The 22,278-nt window shown below is 60.8% G+C and carries 19 protein-coding genes; all 19 read right to left on the bottom strand.

Going from position 1 to position 22,278, the window contains the following annotated elements:
- Positions 1 to 141: 141 nt before the first annotated feature.
- Positions 142 to 456: a helix-turn-helix domain-containing protein gene (locus ACU688_RS27090; protein WP_448187090.1), complete on the bottom strand. Its 315-nt coding sequence runs from the start codon at positions 454 to 456 to the stop codon at positions 142 to 144.
- A 350-nt stretch (positions 457 to 806) separates the two neighbouring features.
- Positions 807 to 2,270, bottom strand: a complete 1,464-nt coding sequence (nuoN, locus tag ACU688_RS27085; RefSeq protein ID WP_257780347.1) for an NADH-quinone oxidoreductase subunit NuoN — start codon at positions 2,268 to 2,270, stop codon at positions 807 to 809.
- Positions 2,271 to 2,277: 7 nt separating this feature from the next.
- Positions 2,278 to 3,810 carry an NADH-quinone oxidoreductase subunit M gene (nuoM, locus tag ACU688_RS27080; RefSeq protein ID WP_448187089.1) on the bottom strand — a complete coding sequence of 511 codons (1,533 nt, stop codon included), beginning with the start codon at positions 3,808 to 3,810 and terminating at the stop codon, positions 2,278 to 2,280.
- Between the two features lie 49 nt (positions 3,811 to 3,859).
- A complete protein-coding gene (gene nuoL / locus ACU688_RS27075) occupies positions 3,860 to 5,713 on the bottom strand; it encodes an NADH-quinone oxidoreductase subunit L (RefSeq protein ID WP_448187088.1) in 1,854 nt (617 codons plus the stop codon).
- Positions 5,710 to 6,018, bottom strand: coding sequence for an NADH-quinone oxidoreductase subunit NuoK (gene nuoK / locus ACU688_RS27070; RefSeq protein WP_003174727.1), 309 nt, complete (start codon positions 6,016 to 6,018; stop codon positions 5,710 to 5,712). The genes nuoL and nuoK overlap by 4 nt, the downstream gene beginning before the upstream one ends.
- A gap of 2 nt (positions 6,019 to 6,020) precedes the next feature.
- A complete protein-coding gene (nuoJ, locus tag ACU688_RS27065; protein WP_003219561.1) occupies positions 6,021 to 6,524 on the bottom strand; it encodes an NADH-quinone oxidoreductase subunit J in 504 nt (167 codons plus the stop codon).
- Positions 6,525 to 6,533: 9 nt separating this feature from the next.
- A complete protein-coding gene (gene nuoI / locus ACU688_RS27060; protein WP_003174725.1) occupies positions 6,534 to 7,082 on the bottom strand; it encodes an NADH-quinone oxidoreductase subunit NuoI in 549 nt (182 codons plus the stop codon).
- Positions 7,083 to 7,093: 11 nt separating this feature from the next.
- Entirely contained in the window at positions 7,094 to 8,101 is a 1,008-nt protein-coding gene (nuoH, locus tag ACU688_RS27055) for an NADH-quinone oxidoreductase subunit NuoH (protein WP_017737147.1), read from the bottom strand.
- Positions 8,098 to 10,812, bottom strand: a complete 2,715-nt coding sequence (gene nuoG, locus ACU688_RS27050; RefSeq protein WP_448187087.1) for an NADH-quinone oxidoreductase subunit NuoG — start codon at positions 10,810 to 10,812, stop codon at positions 8,098 to 8,100. Before nuoG ends, nuoH begins: the two co-directional genes overlap by 4 nt.
- Positions 10,813 to 10,947: 135 nt before the next feature.
- Positions 10,948 to 12,303: an NADH-quinone oxidoreductase subunit NuoF gene (nuoF, locus tag ACU688_RS27045; protein WP_105698604.1), complete on the bottom strand. Its 1,356-nt coding sequence runs from the start codon at positions 12,301 to 12,303 to the stop codon at positions 10,948 to 10,950.
- Positions 12,300 to 12,797 carry an NADH-quinone oxidoreductase subunit NuoE gene (gene nuoE / locus ACU688_RS27040; RefSeq protein WP_017737149.1) on the bottom strand — a complete coding sequence of 166 codons (498 nt, stop codon included), beginning with the start codon at positions 12,795 to 12,797 and terminating at the stop codon, positions 12,300 to 12,302. The genes nuoF and nuoE overlap by 4 nt, the downstream gene beginning before the upstream one ends.
- Before the next feature lie 2 nt (positions 12,798 to 12,799).
- On the bottom strand, positions 12,800 to 14,584 hold the full coding sequence (gene nuoC, locus ACU688_RS27035) for an NADH-quinone oxidoreductase subunit C/D (protein WP_207043773.1): 1,785 nt from the start codon (positions 14,582 to 14,584) through the stop codon (positions 12,800 to 12,802).
- A 73-nt stretch (positions 14,585 to 14,657) separates the two neighbouring features.
- A complete protein-coding gene (locus tag ACU688_RS27030) occupies positions 14,658 to 15,332 on the bottom strand; it encodes a NuoB/complex I 20 kDa subunit family protein (RefSeq protein WP_012724951.1) in 675 nt (224 codons plus the stop codon).
- Positions 15,333 to 15,342: 10 nt separating this feature from the next.
- On the bottom strand, positions 15,343 to 15,756 hold the full coding sequence (locus tag ACU688_RS27025) for an NADH-quinone oxidoreductase subunit A (RefSeq protein ID WP_003219575.1): 414 nt from the start codon (positions 15,754 to 15,756) through the stop codon (positions 15,343 to 15,345).
- 642 nt (positions 15,757 to 16,398) lie between these two features.
- Positions 16,399 to 17,724, bottom strand: a complete 1,326-nt coding sequence (aceA, locus tag ACU688_RS27020; RefSeq protein WP_017737152.1) for an isocitrate lyase — start codon at positions 17,722 to 17,724, stop codon at positions 16,399 to 16,401.
- A gap of 489 nt (positions 17,725 to 18,213) precedes the next feature.
- Positions 18,214 to 18,951: a secretin N-terminal domain-containing protein gene (locus ACU688_RS27015; protein WP_448187086.1), complete on the bottom strand. Its 738-nt coding sequence runs from the start codon at positions 18,949 to 18,951 to the stop codon at positions 18,214 to 18,216.
- A 232-nt stretch (positions 18,952 to 19,183) separates the two neighbouring features.
- Positions 19,184 to 19,606, bottom strand: coding sequence for a GNAT family N-acetyltransferase (locus ACU688_RS27010; protein ID WP_017737154.1), 423 nt, complete (start codon positions 19,604 to 19,606; stop codon positions 19,184 to 19,186).
- Positions 19,599 to 20,765, bottom strand: coding sequence for a ribosomal protein uL16 3-hydroxylase (locus ACU688_RS27005; protein ID WP_017737155.1), 1,167 nt, complete (start codon positions 20,763 to 20,765; stop codon positions 19,599 to 19,601). The genes ACU688_RS27010 and ACU688_RS27005 overlap by 8 nt, the downstream gene beginning before the upstream one ends.
- An 84-nt stretch (positions 20,766 to 20,849) precedes the next feature.
- Positions 20,850 to 22,220 carry an adenylosuccinate lyase gene (gene purB / locus ACU688_RS27000; protein ID WP_448187085.1) on the bottom strand — a complete coding sequence of 457 codons (1,371 nt, stop codon included), beginning with the start codon at positions 22,218 to 22,220 and terminating at the stop codon, positions 20,850 to 20,852.
- Between the last annotated feature and the right edge of the window lie 58 nt (positions 22,221 to 22,278).

Raw genomic sequence — 22,278 nt, 5'->3', positions numbered from 1 at the left:
CAAGCCAGCTCCCACAGTTGGGTGATGTGAACCCGATCCCCTGTGGGAGCGGGCTTGCCCGCGATAGCGGCGTATCAGTCACCTCCTCTGGCACTGAACCACCGCATTCGCGGGCAAGCCCCCACACACGGGTATGTGGTGTTAACTCAATGCAGCAAGTTGCGCCACGGTTTCCGGAAAACGCTCCACCAAGCGGATCAAGGTCACTGCCTGGGCATTGGGTTTGGCTCGGCCTTGCTCCCAGTTCTCCAGCGTACGGGTATTGGTGCGCAGATACATGGCAAATACCGAGCGGGAGAGGTTGAGCTGTTGGCGTACGGCGACCACTTCTTCGGCGGTAAGGGGTGAGAGTTTGTTTAGTTGGACCTTGTGGGTCCGTAGCGTGATTTTGCCTTGGCGCTCGCTTGCCAGTGCGTCGAAGCCTTCGACCAGTTCGGAAAAGATTTCACGTTTCATGTGTTTTCCTACGTAGTTTGCGTATGCGACGGAAACTGTACGCTTAGCTCCGAAGAACTGGATGCCAGTCAGGAGATATACGTAAAGTCAGAAAAGTCCGAGGTGCATTCGCGCAACTGCCAAGCACATAGTTGTGGCGAGGGAGCTTGCTCCCGCTGGGCTGCGTAGCGGCCCCGAAGCCAGGCACTGAGATTTATCAGGGATAACGCGGTGACCTTTTTGGGGCCGCTTCGCGCCCCAGCGGGAGCAAGCTCCCTCGCCACAGGAATTCCTTATGGAATTTACTTATCGCAACAAATGCAAAACGGCGCCCGAAGGCGCCGTTTTGTTTACCACGTCGACTTAAGCAATCAAACGCCCAACACCGCGTGCTGCACCAGGGTGAGCAACGGTTGTGGGTACACGCCCAGGAAGAACGCGAGCAGGGCGATGGCCAGCAGCATCACGCCGCCTGCCTTCTGTTCCCAATGCAGCTCGGCATCCACACGACGCAGGTTTGGCTCGATCAGGTAGAGGGTGACCATCACGCGCAGGTAGTAGAACACGCCGATGGCGCTGCCCAGTACCAGGGAAGCAACCAACCACCATTCGTGGGCTTCAACGCCGGTGGCAACGATGTAGAACTTGCCGATAAAGCCCGCCGTCAGCGGAATACCAGCCAGGGACAGCATCATCACGGTGAGTACGGCGGTCAGGTACGGACGGCGCCAGAACAAGCCGCGGTATTCGTACAGGGCGTCGGCGTCACGGCCTTTGAACGGCGAGGACATCAGCGTGATCACGCCGAATGCACCCAGGCTGGTGATCACGTAGGTGACCAGGTACACACCCATGGCTTCCACGGCCAGGCCTTTGCTCGCCACCAAGGCGATCAGCAGGTAGCCGAAGTGCGCGATGGACGAGTAACCCAGCAGACGCTTGAGGTTGTTCTGGGTCAGGGCCAGCAGGTTACCGAACAGGATCGACGCAATGGCGATCACAGTCAGCACGTCGCTGAGCACGCCGGTGTTGGCAGCAGGGGAGATCTGGAACAGACGCACCATCACCGCAAACACAGCCACTTTCGACGCGGTTGCCAGGAACGCAGCCACCGGCGCCGGGGCGCCTTCGTACACGTCTGGGGTCCACAAGTGGAACGGCACCAAGGAGAGCTTGAACGCCAGGCCGATCAGCATCATCGCCAGGCCCAGTTGGGCAATCGGTGCAGGCATGCTGGTGGTAGCCAGGGCGTGGCCGATACCGGTGAAGCTCAGGCTGCCAGCTTCGGCGTAGAGCAGGGCCATACCGAACAACAGGAACGCAGAACCAGCAGCCGACAGCACCATGTACTTGATGCCGGCTTCCAGGGAGCGCTTGTTGAAGAAGGCATAAGCTACCAGGCCGTAGGTCGGGATCGACAGCAGTTCCAGGCCGATGAACAGGCCCGCCAGGTGCTGTGCGCTGACCAGCACGATGCCACCGGCCGCAGCCAGCAGGATCAGCAGGTACAGCTCTTCGCGGTTGCCTGGGTAGCCAGTGCCGCCTTCGCCGAGGTAGGCGTGGGCGAGAGTGACGCAGGCCAGCGTGGCCACCAGGATCAGCGCGATGTACAGCAGGGCAAAGTCATCGACCATCATCAATGGCGTGACCGCCAGTGGCGCGACCTTGAGGGCCGGAATGATCGACAGCAGGGCCAGGTTCAACCCGGCGCAGGACAGCAGGAACGTTTGCGAGTGATTGCGGCGCCAGGCGATGGCCAGCATCACCGCAACAACGGTGAGGCTGGTAATCAGCAGCGGCGCAAGCGCGATAAAGTGTTGGATCGTGAATTCCATAGCGCTCTTACCGGGCCGAAGCGAGTTGAGAGAAGGCGATGCCGAACCACTGCTGCACGCCATGCATCGTCGCGGCAGAAGTGTCCAGGAACGGTTGCGGGTACACGCCGATGTAGATCAGCAGTACCGCAAGGCCGAGCACCATGATCAGTTCACGAGCATCCATCCCTTGCAGGACGGTGTCGGACTTGGCCGGGCCGAAGTAGGCGCGGTGGATCATGATCAACGAGTAGACCGAACCGAATACCAGGCCGGACGTGGCAATGGCACTGATCCACGGCGTCTGCACGAAGGCACCCATCAGGATCAGGAACTCGCCGATGAAGTTACCGGTACCCGGCAAGCCCAGCGACGCGGCGGCGAAGAACAGGCTGATCGCCGGCAGGTAGGCGATGCGCGACCACACGCCACCCATTTCACGCATGTCACGGGTGTGCAGGCGCTCGTACAACTGGCCACTCAGGATAAACAGGGCAGCGGCGGAAACACCGTGGGCCAACATCTGGATCACAGCGCCTTGCAGCGCCAACTGGCTGCCGGAGTAGATGCCGATCAGTACGAAACCCATGTGGGAAACGGACGAGAAGGCAATCAGACGCTTGATGTCGGTTTGGGCGAAGGCCAGGAACGCACCGTAGAAGATCCCGATCAGACCCAGGGTCATGGCGATCGGCGCGAACTCGGCCGAGGCATTCGGGAACAGCGGCAGGGCGAAACGCAGCAGACCATAAGCAGCGGTCTTCAGCAGGATACCGGCCAGGTCAACGGAACCTGCGGTCGGCGCCTGGGCGTGAGCGTCAGGCAACCAGGAGTGGAACGGCACCACCGGCAGCTTCACCGCAAACGCGATGAAGAAGCCCAGCATCAGGATGTACTCGGTGGTCAGGGACATCTTGGTTTTCAACAGGTCGGCGTAGTTGAACGTAATCACGCCGGTGGTGTTGAAGTTGACCAGTACCAGACCCAGGATCGCCACCAACATGATCAGGCCGGAAGCCTGGGTGAAGATGAAGAACTTGGTCGCCGCGTAGATCCGGGTTTTCTTGCCGTCCGAAGAACTGTGACCCCAGAGCGCGATGAGGAAGTACATCGGCACCAGCATCATTTCCCAGAAGAAGAAGAACATGAACAGGTCCAGCGCCAGGAACACGCCGACAACGCCGCCCAGGATCCACATCAGGTTCAGGTGGAAGAAGCCCACGTGACGCTGGATCTCTTTCCACGAGCAGAGTACCGAGAGGATACCCAGCAGGCCGGTCAGCAGGATCATCAACAGCGACAGGCCGTCGAGGGCCAGGTGCACGTTGATGCCGAAGCGCTGGATCCACACGTGCTTGAATTCAAGTGCGAACGTTGGATCGACACCCGGTGCCGGAGCAAATGAATAGTCGCCATGGGCCCACAGCCAGAGGCCGAGTGCGAGTTCCAGGGACATGGTCAGCAACGCAATCCAGCGGGGGAGGGTGGCGCCGAAGCGTTCACCCATCCAGCAGAGCAGGCCGCCGATAAAGGGGATCAGGATTAGCCAGGGCAGAATCATGACAGGCTCGTTTCCTTTCGCAAGTTCGCAAAGTTGGCAAAGTTCATAGTCAGACCGCTACCACGACGATGGCGCCGATCACCAGCACGGCACCGGCAGCCATGGACGCTGCGTACCAGCGCAGTTGGCCCGTCTCGCTGCGGCTCAGGGCGGTGTGACCGGCCTTGGCGGCGCGCGGGATCAAACCGATGGTCTGGTCGAGCGGGTCTTTGCGCAGTACATGGCTGATGGCCAGGTATGGCTTGACGAACAGTTTGTCGTAGATCCAGTCGAAGCCCCAGGCAGCGAACCACCAGGCCGACAGGAAGCGGCCAATGCCACTGTTGGCCACGGCGGTCACGAAGCGACGCTTGCCGAGGAACAGCAGCGCGGCCAGCAGGATACCGGCGATGGCGATGGCGCCCGAGGCGATTTCCAGGCTGTGCTTGGCAGCGCCACCGGCATGGCCGGCGCTTTCTGGCAATACACCGGCCAGTGGCGGGGTGATCAGGGCACCGACGAACGTCGACAGGATGATCAGCACCGACAATGGCAGCCAGTGGGAAATGCCGTGGCCCGCGTGCGCTTCGGTCTTGGCTTCACCGTGGAAGGTGATGAAGATCAAGCGGAAGGTGTACAGCGAGGTCATGAACGCACCTACCAGGCCTGCGTACAGCAGGTTCTGGTTACCGCTGGCGAAGGCTTCCCAGAGGATTTCATCCTTCGAATAGAAACCGGCGGTCACCAACGGCAGGGCGGCCAGGGCGGCACCACCGACGATGAAGCTGGCGTAGGCCAGTGGCAGTTTCTTCCACAGGCCGCCCATCTTGAAGATGTTCTGCTCGTGGTGGCAGGCAACGATCACCGCACCGGACGCGAGGAACAGCAGGGCCTTGAAGAAGGCGTGGGTCATCAGGTGGAAGATCGCCGCGTCCCAGGCGCCAACGCCCAGGGCCAGGAACATGTAGCCGATCTGGCTCATGGTCGAGTAGGCGAGGATACGCTTGATGTCGGTCTGTACCAGGGCTGCGAAGCCGGCCAGCACCAGGGTCACGCCGCCAACGACGCCCACCAGGTGCAGGATGTCCGGCGCCAGGGTGAACAGGCCGTGGGTACGGGCGATCAGGTAGACACCGGCAGTTACCATCGTTGCCGCGTGAATCAGTGCGGAAACAGGGGTAGGGCCAGCCATCGCATCCGCCAGCCAGGTTTGCAGCGGCAGTTGCGCGGATTTACCCACGGCGCCGCCCAGCAGCATCAGGGTAGCGAGGGTGATCCAGAAGTCGCCGACCTGGAATTTCTGCGGTGCCAGCACCAGCAGTTCCTGGATGTTCAGCGTGCCCACCTGTTGGAACAGGATGAACAGGCCGATGGCCATGAACACGTCGCCGATACGGGTGACGATAAAGGCCTTGAGTGCCGCGTTACCGTTGTTACGGTTGCTGTAGTAGAAACCGATCAACAGGTACGAGCACAGGCCCACGCCTTCCCAGCCGAAGTACAGGAACAACAGGTTATCGCCCAGCACCAGGAACAGCATGCTGGCGATAAACAGGTTGGTGTACGAGAAGAAGCGCGAGTAACCGGCTTCACCGCGCATGTACCAGGACGCGAACAGGTGGATCAGGAAGCCCACACCCACCACCACGCCGAGCATGGTGATCGACAGGCCGTCGACGTAGAGGGCGAAGTTGGGCTTGAAGCCCTCCACCGACATCCACTGCCACAGCACCAGGGTGTAGTGGCCACCTTCCGGCGGTGCCACGTTGAATTGCCAGATGACGTAGGCGGTCACGATGGCCGACAGGCCAATGGAACCCACACCCACCAGGGCAGACAGGTTTTCCGACCAGCGCCCGCGAGAGAACGACAGCAGCAGGAAACCGATCAGGGGGAATACGAAAGTCAGAAAGATCATGTTCATCCGCGCATCTCACTGGCAGCGTCGATATCAAGCGTGTGGAAGCGACGATACAGTTGCAGCAGGATCGCCAGGCCAATACTGGCCTCGGCGGCTGCCAGGCTGATCACCAGGATGAACATGACTTGTCCATCCGGCTGGCCCCAACGTGCGCCGGCAACGATGAACGCCAGTGCGGCGGCGTTCATCATGATTTCCAGGCTCATCAACACGAACAGAATGTTACGGCGGACCATCAGGCCGACCAGGCCAAGGCAGAACAGGATGCCGGCGACCGCCAGACCATGCTCCAAAGGAATAGCAGGCATCGTCATTGCTCCTTGGCTTCGTTGCGGCCCAAGTGGAAGGCGGTGATGGCTGCAGCGAGCAGCAGCATCGAAGCCAGTTCGACCACCAGCAGGTACGGACCGAACAGGCTGATGCCCACGGCCTTGGCGTCTACGGTGGTGTGGCCGATGGCCTGGCCGCTCTGGTGAGCGAACAGCACATACAGCAGCTCACCCAGCAGCAGGGCTGCCAGGATCACCGGGCCGAGCCAGATGCCGGGCTTGAGCCAGACGCGCTCCTGGGCGACCGAAGCCGGCCCCAGGTTGAGCATCATCACCACAAACACGAACAGCACCATGATGGCGCCAGCGTAGGCGATCACTTCCAGGACACCGGCGAACGGTGCGCCGAGGCTGAAAAAGGTCATGGCCACGGCGATCAACGAAATGATCAGGTAGAGCAGGGCGTGCACAGGATTGGTGTTGGTGATCACGCGAAGCGTGGACACCACTGCAATACCGGACGCGAAATAGAAAGCGAATTCCATCTTTCTTCCTTAAGGCAGCAAGCTCTTCACGTTGATCGGCTCGGCTTCGTTTTGTGCGGCGCCTTTCGGCTTACCGGCAACGGCCATACCTGCAACACGATAGAAGTTGTAATCAGGGTTTTTACCGGGACCAGAGATCAGCAGATCTTCTTTCTCGTACACCAGGTCCTGACGTTTGAACTCGGCCATCTCGAAATCCGGCGTGAGCTGGATTGCGGTGGTCGGGCAAGCTTCCTCGCAGAGGCCACAGAAAATGCAGCGCGAGAAGTTGATGCGGAAGAAGTCCGGGTACCAGCGACCGTCTTCGGTTTCAGCTTTCTGCAGGGAGATGCAACCCACCGGGCACGCCACGGCGCACAGGTTGCAGGCTACGCAACGCTCTTCGCCATCGGGGTCGCGGGTCAGCACGATACGGCCGCGATAACGCGGCGGCAGGTACACCGCTTCTTCGGGGTATTGCAGGGTGTCGCGTTTGCGGAAGCCATGGCCGAAAACCATCACCAGGCTTCGCAACTGGGTACCAGTACCCTTAACGATGTCGCCAATATATTTGAACATGGGTCAAATCCTCACTGAACCGCGCCGGCGGGCGTGTTCAACAACACAACGGCGGCCGTCACCAGCAAATTGATCAGGGTCAGCGGCAGGCAGAAGCGCCAGCTGAAATCCATCACCTGGTCGTATCGTGGACGCGGAATGGAAGCGCGCAGCAGGATGAACAACATGATGAAGAACGCGGTCTTGAGGAAGAACCAGAAGAACGCCAACTGCGGCAGGATGCCGAACGGACCGTGCCAGCCGCCGAAGAACAGCGTGACCAGCAGGGCCGAGATCAAGATGATGCCGATGTATTCACCGACGAAGAACATGCCCCATTTCATGCCGGCATATTCAATGTGGTAACCGTCGGCCAGTTCCTGTTCCGCTTCCGGTTGGTCGAACGGGTGACGGTGAGTCACGGCGACGCCAGCGATGAAGAAGGTACAGAAGCCGAAGAACTGCGGAATGATGAACCACAGGTTCTGCGCCTGGTACTCGACGATGTCGCGCATGTTGAACGAGCCAACCTGCACCACGATGCCCATCAGCGCGAGGCCCATGAACACTTCGTAGGACACGGTCTGGGCCGAAGCCCGCAAGCTGCCCAGCAGGGCGAACTTGTTGTTACTGGCCCAACCGGCGAACAGCACCGCGTAGACCGACAAACCGGCCATGGCGAAGAAGAACAGCAAGCCGATGTTCAGGTCCGCCACGCCCCAGGTCGGGGTGATCGGGATGATCGCGAAGGCGATCAGCAAGGCGCTCATGGCCACGACCGGTGCCAGGGTGAAGATCACCTTGTCGGCAAACGGCGGGGTCCAGTCTTCCTTGAAGAACATTTTCAGCATGTCGGCGGCGATCTGGAACATACCGAACGGGCCAACGCGGTTCGGACCGTAACGGTCCTGCCACCAGCCCAGCAGGCGACGTTCGACGAAGCTGAGCAGGGCGCCCGCAACGACCACGGCCAACAGGATCACGATGGCCTTGACCACCGAGATGATCACGTCAATTACTTCCGGCGTGAACCAAGTCATTGCGCTGCCTCCTGCAGACCGTCAACGGTTTTGCCAAAGATCGCCGCTGGAATGCCAGCGATGCCTTTCGGCAGTGCGATCAGGCCAGCGCCCAGCTCTTCATTGATACGCAGCGGCAGACGCAGGGTCTGGCCGGCAACATTCAAGCTGAGCAGGGCACCGTCGTTGACGCCGAGGCGGTCGGCTTCGGACTTGGCCACGGATACGTAGGCAGCAGGGATGCGCTCTTGCACGGGCGCGGCTTTCGAAGAGTTCTCTTCGCTGCCGAACAGGTGGAAGAACGGCACAACCTGCCAGGTGCCCTGGGCCGGGTTGAACGGACGCGGTACGGCAGCGAACCAGTTCAGCGCATCACCGGCGCTTTCGATCAGGCGGGTGCCCGGGTCGCCAGCGCGGATGTGACCACCGACTTCGTCCTGGAACTTGTTCCAGGCCTGCGGCGAGTTCCAGCCCGGCGACCAGGCGAACGGCACCTGCTGACGCGGTTCGGCCGAACCCGAGTAACCTTCCATGGAGAAGGCGAACGCGGTGTCCGGGTCTTGTGGAGTACGCGGTTCATGCACGCTGATATTGGCGCGCATGGCCGTGCGACCGGAGTAACGCAGCGGTTCACGGGCCAGTTTCATGCCCTTGATGCGGAACGCGGCGGATGGCGCAGCATCGATGATGCGGGCCAGTTGCGGCGCGCTCGCAGCGGTGGCGGCGGTCACGTGGTCGAGCTGGGTCCAGTCGATCGGCTGGTTCAGCAGGGTGGCGCGCAGGGCATGCAGCCAGCGCCAGCCTTCGTGAACCAGGATGCTGGCGTCCATGTACTTCGGATCGAACACCTGGAAGAAACGCTGGGCGCGACCTTCCTGGCTGACCAGGGTACCGTCGCCTTCGGCGAAGGTGGCGGCTGGCAGCACCAGGTCGGCACGTTCGCTGGTGGCGGTCTTCTGGTGGTCGGCGACGATCAGCACCTTGGCTGCGTCCAGTGCGGCGTCAACTTTGGCGGCATCGGTGCGGGTGTACAGGTCGTTTTCCAGCACCACGATGGCGTCGGCGTTGCCGTCGATCACCGCTTGCAGGGCTGCGTCCAGGGACTCGCCACCGAGCATGGCCAGGCCAAGGCTGTTGGCTTCCGGCACCACCAGGCTGATGGAACCGTTCTTGTCGCGTAGCTTCAAGGCTTTGGCGATGTTGGCAGCGGCTTCGATCAGCGCCTTGGAACCCAACGAGGTGCCGGCAATGATCAGTGGACGCTTGGCGGCCAGCAGGGCGTCGGCGATACGCTGGGCCAGGGCCACCGCTTCGCTGTCCAGGCCTTCGACGGCAGGGGCGCTGGCGTCGAGGGCGTGGGCCACGGCGAAACCGATGCGGGCCAGGTCGTCCGGCGCGGCGTGTACACACTCTTCGGCGATGTCGTCGAGCTTGGTCTCAGCGAGGCTGGCGATAAACAACGGGTTCAGCGCGTGCTGGCCGATGTTTTTCACCGCGGCGTCGAGCCATGGCTGGACGCGCATGGCGTCGGCCATTTCTTCAGCCTTGCCTTTCACCGACTGGCGCAGCGACAGGGCGACGCGGGCAGCGGTCTGGGTCAGGTCTTCACCGAGGACGAAAATGGCGTCGTGGTCTTCGATGTCGCGCATGTTCGGAACCGGCAGCGGGCTGTCGTTCAGCACTTGCAGGACCAGGCGGATGCGTTCTAGCTCAGCGGCTTCGATACCGGTGTAGAAGTGCTCGGCACCGACCAGTTCGCGCAACGCGAAGTTGCTTTCGAGGCTGGCGCGCGGCGAACCGATACCGACGATGTTGCGGCCGCGCAGCAGGTCGGCGGCTTTATCCAGTGCGTCGTCCAGGCTCAGCTTGGCGCCACCGGCCAGCAGAGGCTGGCGCGGGCGGTCTTCGCGGTTGACGTAGCCATAGCCGAAACGGCCACGGTCGCACAGGAAGTACTGGTTGACCGAACCGTTGAAGCGGTTTTCGATACGACGCAGTTCGCCGTAGCGCTCGCCCGGGGAGATGTTGCAACCGCTGGAGCAGCCATGGCAGATGCTCGGGGCGAACTGCATGTCCCACTTGCGGTTGTAGCGCTCGGAGTGGGTCTTGTCGGTGAACACACCGGTCGGGCAGACCTCGGTGAGGTTGCCGGAGAACTCGCTTTCGAGCACGCCATCTTCAACGCGACCGAAGTACACGTTGTCGTGGGCGCCGAACACACCGAGGTCGGTGCCGCCAGCGTAGTCTTTATAGAAGCGCACGCAGCGGTAGCAAGCGATGCAGCGGTTCATTTCGTGGGAAATGAACGGGCCCAGTTGCTGGTTCTGGTGGGTACGCTTGGTGAAGCGATAACGGCGCTCGTTGTGGCCGGTCATCACCGTCATGTCTTGCAGGTGGCAGTGACCGCCTTCCTCACAGACCGGGCAGTCGTGGGGGTGGTTGGTCATCAGCCATTCGACGACACTGGCGCGGAACGCCTTGGATTCTTCATCTTCGATGGAGATCCAGGTGTTGTCGGTGGCTGGGGTCATGCACGACATGACGATACGACCACGGGTGTCGTTTTCGTCGGTGTATTGCTTGACCGCACACTGGCGACAGGCACCGACGCTACCAAGCGCGGGGTGCCAGCAGAAATACGGGATGTCGAGGCCGAGTGACAGACACGCCTGTAACAGGTTGTCCGCCCCATCGACTTCGAGCGCTTTGCCGTCTACGTGGATAGTGGCCATGGTTCAAAGTTCTTCGTTGGCCCGTTGTCAGCGGGCGTGGCTAATGGAATCTTGTTATTCATGTGCATCTACACAGCCGTTAAGGCGCCGGCACATGAGAAAGCGAAGGGCACGGACCCTTCGCTTCTTTAAGCGTTACGCGCCGACTACGATCGGCCTTGCCAGAGGCGGGACGGCGGCGCTGGTAGGCGCGATGCCGGCTTCGAACTCCGAGCGGAAGTATTTGATAGCGCTACCCAATGGCTCCACGGCGCCCGGTGCGTGAGCACAGAATGTCTTGCCTGGGCCGAGGAAACCGACCAGACCCAGCAGGGTCTCGATGTCACCCTCGCGGCCTTCGCCTTTTTCCAGGGCCATCAGCAGCTTCACGCTCCACGGCAAACCGTCGCGGCATGGGGTGCAGAAGCCGCAGGATTCGCGGGCAAAGAACTGTTCCATGTTGCGCAGCAGCGAGACCATGTTCACGGTGTTGTCCACCGCCATCGCCAGGCCAGTGCCCATCCGGGTGCCAACCTTGCCGATGCCGCCGGCATACATCTGTGCGTCGAGGTGCTCAGGGAGCAGGAAACCGGTACCGGCGCCGCCTGGCTGCCAGGCTTTCAAGGTGTAGCCGTCGCGCATGCCGCCGGCGTAGTCCTCGAACAGCTCGCGTGCGGTCACGCCGAACGGCAGTTCCCACAGGCCAGGGTTCTTGACCTTGCCGGAGAAGCCCATGAGCTTGGTGCCCATGTCTTCGCTGCCTTCGCGGGCCAACGATTTGTACCAGTCCACTCCGTCGGCGATGATCGCCGGCACGTTGCACAGGGTCTCGACGTTGTTCACGCACGTCGGCTTGCCCCACACGCCCACGGCGGCAGGGAAGGGCGGCTTGGAGCGCGGGTTGGCGCGGCGGCCTTCGAGGGAGTTGATCAGTGCGGTTTCTTCACCGCAGATATAACGCCCGGCGCCGGTGTGCACGAACAGCTCGAAGTCAAAGCCCGAACCGAGGATGTTCTTGCCCAGCAGGCCCGCTGCCTTGGCTTCTTCCACGGCACGGTTAAGGTGCTTGGCGGCGGTGGTGTACTCGCCACGCAGGAAGATATAGCCACGGTAGGTTTTCAGCGCGCGGGCGCTGATCAGCATGCCTTCGATCAGCAGATGGGGCAGTTGCTCCATCAGCATGCGGTCTTTCCAGGTGTTCGGCTCCATTTCATCCGCGTTGCACAGCAGGTAGCGGATGTTGATGGATTCGTCTTTTGGCATCAGGCCCCACTTAACACCCGTGGGGAAGCCTGCACCGCCGCGGCCTTTGAGGCCGGCGTCTTTCACGGTCTGGACGATATCGTCCTGGGCCATGTCGGCGAAGGCTTTGCGCGCCGCCGCGTAACCGTTCTTGGCCTGGTACTCGTCGAGCCATACCGGCTCGGCATCGTCACGCAGGCGCCAGGTCAGCGGGTGGGTTTCAGGCGAACGCTTGATCAGGTTGGCCGGGCCGAAAGATGTAAGGGTCATGGGTAGCCCTCGAGCAATTGGGTCACGCCAGCTGCCTGCACGTCACCGAATGTGTCGTCGTCGATCATCAACGCCGGCGCCTTGTCGCAGTTGCCAAGGCAGCACACCGGCAGCAGGGTGAAACGCCCGTCTGCAGTGGTCTGGCCGAGGCCGATGCCCAGTTTGGTCTGGATCGCGTCGACCACTTTCTCGTGGCCACCGATGTAGCAGACCATGCTGTCGCACACGCGAATGATGTGGCGGCCTACGGGCTGACGGAAGATCTGGCTGTAGAACGTGGCCACGCCTTCAACGTCGCTGGCCGGGATGCCGAGGATCTCGCCGATGGCGTAGAGGGCGCCGTCCGGCACCCAGCCACGTTCCTTCTGGACGATCTTCAAGGCTTCGATCGACGCCGCGCGCGGGTCTTCGTAGTGATGCAGCTCGTGCTCGATGGCCGAGCGCTCGGTTTCACTCAGGGTGAAACGGTCTGTCTGGATAAGCGTGCTGTTCATGCTTAGCGGTCCACGTCGGCCATAACGAAATCGATACTACCCAGGTACGCAATCAAGTCCGCGACCATCTCGCCTTTGATCACCGAAGGGATCTGCTGCAAGTGCGGGAAGCTTGGCGTACGAATCCGGGTGCGGTAGCTCATGGTGCCGCCATCGCTCGTCAGGTAATAACTGTTGATACCCTTGGTCGCTTCAATCATCTGGAAGGATTCGTTGGCCGGCATGACCGGGCCCCACGAAACCTGCAGGAAGTGCGTGATCAGGGTTTCGATGTGTTGCAGCGTGCGCTCTTTCGGCGGCGGCGTGGTCAGCGGGTGATCCGCCTTGTACGGGCCGGCCGGCATGTTGCGCATGCATTGCTCGATGATCTTCAGGCTCTGGCGCATTTCTTCGACGCGCACGATGCAACGGTCGTAGGCATCGCCATTGGCCGCCAGCGGTACTTCGAATTCGAAGTTCTCGTAGCCGGAGTACGGGCGCGCCTTGCGCAGGTCGAAATCGCAACCGGTGGAACGCAGGCCTGCACCGGTGACGCCCCATTCCAGGGCCTCTTTGGTGTTGTAGGCGGCGACGCCGATGGTACGACCCTTGAGGATGCTGTTGTCCAGCGCGGCCTTTTGGTACTCGTCCAGACGCTTGGGCATCCAGTCGATGAACTCCTTGACCAGGCGCTCCCAGCCGTTCGGCAGGTCGTGGGCCACGCCGCCGATGCGGTACCAGGCCGGGTGCAGGCGGAAACCGGTGATGGCTTCGATGACCTTGTAGGCGCGCTGACGGTCGGTGAAGGTGAAGAACACCGGGGTCATGGCGCCGACGTCCTGGATATAGGTACCCAGGAACAGCAGGTGGCTGGTGATACGGAAGAACTCGGCCATCATGATGCGGATGGTGTCGACGCGGTCCGGCACCTTGATGCCGGCCAGCTTCTCGACCGAGAGCACGTACGGCAGGTTGTTCATCACGCCGCCGAGGTAGTCGATACGGTCGGTGTACGGAATGAAGCTGTGCCACGACTGGCGCTCGGCCATCTTCTCGGCACCACGGTGGTGGTAGCCGATGTCTGGCACGCAGTCGACGATTTCTTCGCCGTCCAGTTGCAGGATGATACGGAAGGCACCGTGGGCCGAAGGGTGGTTCGGGCCCAGGTTGAGGAACATGTAGTCCTCGTTGGTGCCGGAGCGTTTCATGCCCCAGTCTTCCGGGCGGAAGCGCGCGGCTTCTTCTTCAAGCTGCTGCTTGGCGAGGTTGAGGCTGAACGGGTCGAATTCGGTGGCGCGGGCAGGGAAGTCCTTGCGCAGCGGGTGACCTTCCCACGTTGGCGGCATCATGATGCGCGTCAGGTGCGGGTGGCCCGGGAAGTCGATACCGAACATGTCCCAGACTTCACGCTCGTACCAGCTGGCGTTCGGCCAGATACCGGTCACGGTCGGGACGCTCAGGTCGCCTTCGGACAACGCGACCTTGATCATCACGTCGCTATTACGTTCGATCGACATCAGGTGGTAGAACACGGTGAAGTCGGCGCCGCTCGGCAGCCCTTGACGCTTGGTGCGCAGACGCTCGTCCACGCCATGCAGGTCATAGAGCATGACGTACGGCTTGGGCAGGTTACGCAGGAAGGTCAGGACTTCGACGAGCTTGGCGCGCGCCACCCACAGCACCGGCATACCGGTGCGCGTGGCCTGGGCGGTGAAGGCGTCAGGGCCAAAACGGTTATTGAGTTCGACGACCACATCCTGGTCGTCTGCCTTATAAGGCGGGATGTACAGAGCGCTGCCTGTAGTCATGGTTTTTTTATCGCTTTCGGTCAACGTAAAGAATGAAGCCAGGTTTTCGTTCTATAAAAGAAGCGGGGCTGGATCAGACTTCGTCGGGGCTGCGCAGGTTGGTCACTGCGATTCGCTGTTCGCGGCGCTGTTCCTTTTGCGAAGGCATCTCGGCGCGGTAAACGCCTTGATCGCCAACGACCCAGGACAGTGGGCGACGCTCCTTGCCAATCGATTCCTGCAACAGCATCAAGCCTTGCAAGAACGCTTCGGGGCGGGGCGGGCAGCCAGGCACGTAGACGTCCACGGGCAGGAACTTGTCCACCCCTTGGACAACGGAGTAGATGTCGTACATGCCACCGGAGTTGGCGCACGAACCCATGGAGATAACCCACTTCGGTTCGAGCATTTGCTCGTAGAGACGCTGGATGATCGGCGCCATCTTGATGAAGCAGGTGCCGGCGATAACCATGAAATCCGCCTGGCGCGGTGATGCCCGGATAACTTCGGCGCCGAAGCGTGCGATGTCGTGGGGCGCCGTGAAGGCAGTGGTCATTTCCACGTAGCAGCAGGACAGGCCGAAGTTGTACGGCCACAGGGAGTTTTTACGCCCCCAGTTGACCGCGCCACTCAGCACGTCTTCCAGCTTGCCCATGTAGATGTTTTTGTGGACTTGATCTTCTAACGGATCGGAGACGGTTTCCCGTTCGCCGATAGGGTACTGATCGTTAGGAGCATCCGGGTCGATCCTGGTGAGATTGTATTGCATCGCCAAAGCCTCATTGTTTCAGCTTCGCTTGCCGCTTACGACGAGCTTCCGGTGCCCAGTCAAGGGCGCCCACTCGGAATAGGTAGACAAGGCCTGCCAACAGAATTGCTATGAAAACGAGAGCTTCGACGAATCCGGTCCAGCCGCTTTCGCGGACGGACACAGACCAGGCAAAGAGAAAGAGGGCTTCGATATCGAAGATCACGAACAGCATCGCGACCAGATAGAATTTGGCTGAGAGCCGCAAGCGGGCGCCACCTGTAGGTAGCATGCCGGACTCGAACGGTTCGTTTTTGCTGCGGCCCCAGGCTTTTGACCCGAGGAGGCTGGAGACACCAAGCATGAAGGCGCAAAGGCCGACAACACCGAGAAGGAAAATGGCAAAGCCCCAGTTGTGGGCCATGAGTCCTGTCGCTTCGGTCATGCTGGAAGTCCTTAACAGAGAGCAAGGGTCTCTGAGCTTAAAAAAGTAACGATGCAGTGACGATATGTCGCACTGCAATCAATCGCGGTGATTTTATGGCTAAACACCGGGCAAGTAAAATTCCTATAGCGAAATTATTCGATGGAATAAGGACATAGTGCACCTCGATGGGGCTGCAACCCTTGTGTGGTGGGCATTAGCGGGCATTTAATCAAATGTGTTTTGTTTAAGCTGTAACGAAGTTTTCATGCGCCAAATGATAATGAATATTGTTTGCGTGGGGTTTAAGCGAATGTTTCTCGTGTGGCGGGGGAAGTTGCCGTTACTTGCTTGATTGCGGCTTAGTTGTTGACGGGGATCTTTTAACCGATCTGGTTGCAGCGAATACCGCTCTGGATCAATGTTTTGCGTAAAATCTTCAACTCGACGCGTTCCCTGTGGGAGCCGGGCTTGCCCGCGATGGCGGTGTGTCAGTCAGTGAATGTGGCGACTGCTGCACCGCTATCGCAGGCAAGCCAGCTCCCACATTGGTTTGTGGTGATTTTGAGATAAAAAAAACGCCCCGAACAGGTCGGGGCGTGATTGTTGTGCGGCACTGCGGTTAGGTCTTCCTTGGGGCCGCAGTGGCCGTGTACGCGGTGCTTAGTGGAACTGCTCTTCTTCGGTCGAACCGGTCAGCGCGGTCACGGACGAGGAGCCGCCCTGGATCACGGTGGTCATGTCGTCGAAGTAGCCGGTGCCCACTTCCTGCTGGTGCGCCACGAAGGTGTAACCTTTGGCTGCGTCAGCGAATTCCTGCTCTTGCAGCTTCACGTAGGCGGTCATGTCGTTGCGGGCGTAGTCGTGCGCCAGGTTGAACATGCTGTGCCACATGTTGTGAATGCCGGCCAGGGTGATGAACTGGTGCTTGTAGCCCATGGCGGACAGTTCGCGCTGGAACTTGGCGATGGTCGCGTCGTCCAGGTTCTTCTTCCAGTTGAAAGAAGGCGAGCAGTTGTAGGACAGCAGTTGGTCCGGGTATTCCTTCTTGATCGCCTCGGCGAAGCGACGGGCTTCGTCCAGGTCTGGCTTGGCGGTTTCGCACCAGATCAGGTCGGCGTACGGCGCGTAGGCCAGGCCGCGGGCGATGGCCTGGTCGAGACCGGCACGCACCTTGTAGAAGCCTTCCTGGGTACGTTCGCCGGTGACGAACGGCTGGTCGTACGGGTCGCAGTCCGACGTCAGCAGGTCAGCGGCGTTGGCGTCGGTACGGGCCAGGATGATGGTCGGTGTACCGGCAACGTCAGCCGCCAAGCGTGCAGCGGTCAGCTTCTGTACGGCTTCCTGGGTTGGCACCAATACTTTGCCGCCCATGTGGCCGCATTTCTTCACCGACGCCAGTTGGTCTTCAAAGTGCACGCCGGCAGCGCCTGCCTCGATCATGCTCTTCATCAGCTCGTAGGCGTTGAGTACGCCGCCGAAACCAGCCTCGGCGTCAGCCACGATTGGCGCGAAGTAGTCGATGTAGCCTGCGTCGCCTGGGTTCTTGCCGGCTTTCCACTGGATCTGGTCGGCGCGACGGAACGAGTTGTTGATGCGCTTGACCACAGTTGGAACCGAATCCACCGGGTACAGCGATTGGTCGGGGTACATGGATTCAGCGGAGTTGTTGTCCGCTGCCACTTGCCAGCCGGACAGGTAGATCGCCTGGATACCGGCTTTTACCTGTTGCACTGCCTGGCCGCCAGTGAGGGCGCCCATGCAGTTGACGAAATCTTTGTCGGGACGGAAGGACGGCTTGGCACCTTGGGTGACCAGGTTCCACAGCTTCTCGGCGCCGAGTTTTGCAAAGGTGTGCTCCGGTTGAACCGAGCCACGCAGGCGGACGACGTCAGCAGCGGAATAAGCGCGGGTCACGCCTTTCCAGCGTGGGTTTTCAGCCCAGTCTTTCTCGAGGGCTGCAATTTGCTGTTCGCGTGTCAGTGCCATGGGAGTAAACCTCGTCGCGTCTTGTTTAGAAGATCCGTTTTCCAGCCGTGCAATCGATGCGTAGGCAGGGCTGCTCGCTGACCAGAAGCTTAGGCGGTCATGTCGGGTTTGCCGGGGAAGGCGACGGGATGAACGAGTGGCGAGAGGAGGAGTTGAGCAGGTAGGGGCAAACTGCGGGCGGTCTTCGGGCGTCGTGGGCCTTTGTACGATCCATCAGTGTGTAGCCGGGTTACCTGGTTAGCTTCCGTCCCTCGGGACAACTTCGTTCCAGTCGCAACCTCGTCAAACACACCTTGTGGGCGGTACAGACACGAATCGGCTCGGGTGGGTAGCTTGGAGCGCGATCCGAAGGCCCTTGCCAGGGCCCCTGATTAGCGGGAGCGAGGCCATCATGCCCATGCTTTTTTGGCTCGTCAAATGTTTTGTAGTGCTTATTTTCAAGCACTACATCTTTAGTCTAAGACGACTCATCAGTCAGTTTTTGGTGCTTCAGTTCAGGGTGTCGACCTTGACCCGCAAAGTCAGGTCATCGCGGCCCTGGGTAGAGTAGGTGCGGGTTCCAGAGGATTTGTCGGCCTGGGTCTCGCGGTTGATGCCGGCCAGGGGGATCCATTCACCCAGGCGGCCGCTGACGGTTGTGTCGGTACTTTGCACGTTCACTACATCGGGACGTTCCTGGCTCATGCGGTCACGGTTGGTACTGATTGCCAGGTGAACGGTCTCGCCGGTGACGCTTGCGGTCACGTAAAGGCCCTGGGTCACGTTGCGGTATTGGGTCTGGTTTTGCGGGCGGCCGTAGGCGTCCGGTTGCGTGGTGGTCAGCGGTACGCTCTGGCCGACCTGGATCAGCGCCGGCACGCCTTCGCTGGCCTGGATCTGCTGCACACCGCCGTCGCGGCTGGCGGTGCCGTAGCTGATGATGCGGGTTTGGTTGTCGCCGCTGTTCTGCTGGTTGTTCTCGTTGGTGTCGACGGTGATCAGCAGGCGCTTGGCTGGGGTATCGAGCTGCGAGAGCAGGGCGCGCAGGTCCTGGATCTTGCCGGGGTCAGCGTTGACAATAAGCTGGTTGCCGTAGGCGCTGACGGTGCCGTCCTTGCCGATGAAATTTTGCGCGACGGGCAGCAGGTCGGCGCTGGTGCGGTTGCTCAGGTTGACCACTTCGGTATCGGCCATGGCCGTGACGCTGGTGGCCAGCAGGAGGGCGGTGAGCAGGGTGCGTAGGGACATGTCCGTTATCTCTGCGAGTCATTTAGGCTGGATAGTGCCAGTTTGTCGGCCTGGCGGGGGGCAAGTTGAATCGTAGACGGCAAAATGCCCTGGCAGGGCAGGGCATGTTGGGGTGCTGCTGGGAAAGGCATCGCAGGCAAGCCAGCTCCCACATGTTGACCGCATTCCAAGGGATGCACTCGGTCAAATGTGGGAGCTGGCTTGCCTGCGATGCAGGCGACGCGGTCTCGAATCAGCCCTCGCGCACCATATCGACATGCGGAATCCCGACTTCCAGGAATTCCTCACTGACGATCTTGAAACCCAGTCGCTCATAAAACGGCGCCGCATACACCTGCGCACTGAGAAACTGCTTCGTCTGGCCACGCTGCTCGGCCACGCCAATCACCGCTTCCATCAGCTTGTCGCCGACTTTAAGCCCGCGCCAATCCTTGAGCACCGACACGCGCCCGATCTCGCCGCTGGGCAGCAAGCGAGCGGTGCCAATCGGAAAGTCGCCTTCGAAGGCGAGGAAATGCACGGCGTCAGCGTCGTCTGCGTCCCATTCCAGCTCTGGGGGTACCGATTGTTCAGCGATAAATACCGCTTCACGAATGCGCCGTATCTCGGCGATATCCTTTTGCCAGTCCGCGACACTTACGTGAATCTTATTCATCAGCAAACCCCAGGCTTCCTTGCTTGACCAGTTCGCACAGCAGATCGCGGCCGTCTTCGTCCGCCAGCCACGGGCCGAGGTTTTCGGCGTGCAGGGCGTCGGCGGCGCAGATCAGCTTCAGCAGTTCGCGCAGTTTGCCCGGCAGGTAACGGCTCTGGCCGCTGGCGAACAGCAGGACGTCGTCGTCCACTTCCGACCAGGCCATGCGCGCGCTCGGGTTGCGCACCAGAATCGCGCCATCTTGCAGGGCGCCGAGGAAGTCGTCCTCGCCCAGTTCTTCACCGGCCACCAGTTCCGGGTAGCGCGGTTCGGTCATGAACTGGCCGAACCAGGTCAGCAGCATGCGCTCGTCGCTCATGTGCTCGGCCAGCAGGCTTTTCAGGCGATCAAGGGCGTCGCTCTGGATTTGGTGCGGGTCGCTGACCGGTTGGGCGTCGGCGTCGGTGTAGCGCTCTTCGTCGGTCAGGTACTGGGCGAGGAAGTCGGTGAAGTGGGTCAGCACTTCGGCCGCGCTCGGTGCACGGAAGCCCACGGAGTAGGTCATGCAGTCATCTTCGGCGATACCGAAGTGGGCCAGGCGCGGCGGCAGGTAGAGCATGTCGCCCGGTTCCAGGACCCATTCGGCGCTTTCTTCGAATTCGGCGAGGATGCGCAGGTCCGCGTGTTGCAGCAGCGGGCTTTCGGAGTTGCACATCTGGCCGATTTTCCAGTTGCGCTTGCCTTGGGCTTGCAGCAGGAACACGTCGTAGTTGTCGAAGTGCGGGCCAACGCTGCCGCCGGGTGCGGCAAAGCTGATCATCACGTCGTCGATGCGCCAGCTTGGCAGGAAGCGGAACTGCTCCAGCAGCTCGGCAACTTCCGGCACGAACTGGTCGACGGCTTGTACCAGCAGGGTCCACTCGCGCTCAGGCAGGGCGCCGAAAGCATCTTCGGCGAACGGGCCGCGACGCAGCTCCCACGGACGTTCGCCGTGTTCGATCACCAGGCGCGACTCGACTTCTTCTTCCAGGGCCAGACCGGCCAGTTCGTCGGCGTCGATCGGGCTTTCGAAATCGGGGATGGCCTGGCGGATCAGCAGCGGTTTTTTCTGCCAGTAGTCGCGCAGGAATTCCCGTGCCGTGATGCCGCCCAGAAGTTGAAGAGGGATGTCAGGATTCATGTGTAACCTATTGAAAGAAAGCACTTTTCAGACTGGAATAAAAACGCCCGGCGCGGCCGGGCGTCTCAAAGGGTCTTGCGATGATCAGATGCGCTTGGCTTGCTCTACAGCGTTACCGATGTAGTTGGCCGGGGTGAGCAGTTTCAGCTCGGCCTTGGCCGCGGCTGGCATATCCAGGCCGTCGATGAAAGTTTGCAGTGCGTCAGAGGTGATCCCCTTGCCGCGCGTCAATTCTTTCAGCTTCTCGTACGGGTTTTCGATGTTGTAGCGGCGCATCACGGTCTGGATCGGCTCGGCCAAGACTTCCCAGCATGCATCCAGGTCAGCGGCGATTTTCTGCGCGTTGAGCTCCAGTTTGCTGATGCCTTTGAGGCTGGCTTCGTACGCGATCACGCTATGGGCAAAGCCCACGCCGAGGTTGCGCAGTACGGTGGAGTCGGTCAGGTCGCGCTGCCAGCGGGAGATCGGCAACTTGCTGGCCAGGTGCTGGAACAGGGCGTTGGCGATGCCGAGGTTGCCTTCGGAGTTTTCGAAGTCGATCGGGTTGACCTTGTGCGGCATGGTCGACGAACCGATTTCACCGGCAATGGTGCGCTGCTTGAAGTAGCCCAGGGAGATGTAGCCCCAGATATCGCGATCGAAGTCGATCAGGATGGTGTTGAAGCGCGCAATGGCGTCGAACAGCTCGGCAATGTAGTCGTGAGGTTCGATCTGCGTGGTGTACGGGTTGAAACCCAGGCCCAGCTCGTCTTCGATGAAGGCGCGGGCGTTTTCTTCCCAGTCGATTTCCGGGTAGGCGGAGAGGTGGGCGTTGTAGTTGCCCACGGCGCCGTTGATCTTGCCCAGCAGCGGAACGGCAGCGACCTGAGCGATCTGACGCTCCAGGCGGTACACCACGTTGGCCAGTTCTTTGCCCAGGGTGGTCGGCGAGGCCGGCTGGCCGTGGGTGCGCGACAGCATCGGCACGTCGGCGAAACGGATCGCCAGTTCACGGATGGCGTTGGCGGTCTGGCGCATCAGCGGCAGCATCACGTCATCACGGCCTTCGCGCAGCATCAGGGCGTGGGACAGGTTGTTGATGTCCTCGCTGGTGCAGGCAAAGTGGATGAACTCGCTGACCTGGGCCAGTTCCGGCAGCTTGGCCGCTTGCTCTTTGAGCAGGTACTCGATGGCTTTGACGTCGTGGTTGGTGGTGCGCTCGATCTCTTTCACACGCTCGGCGTGCTCCAGGGAAAAGTTTTCCGCCAGGGTGTTGAGCACAGCGTTGGCTTCGGCGGAAAACGCCGGCACTTCGCTGATGGCGGGGTGAGCGGCCAGGCGCTGGAGCCAGCGCACTTCAACCAGAACACGAGCACGGATCAGGCCGTATTCGCTGAAGATAGGGCGCAGGGCCTGGGTTTTGCCGGCGTAGCGGCCGTCAACAGGGGAAACCGCAGTGAGCGAAGAGAGCTGCATGGGGTGTTCTCGGACAGTCGGGCAACGAAATGGGGCGCGTATCATACATGAAAAAATC

The organism is Pseudomonas acericola (SeqCode), assembly GCF_053456465.1.
The sequence above is the reverse complement of the archived record's forward strand: the minus strand, read 5'-3'. Positions and strand labels throughout refer to the sequence as shown.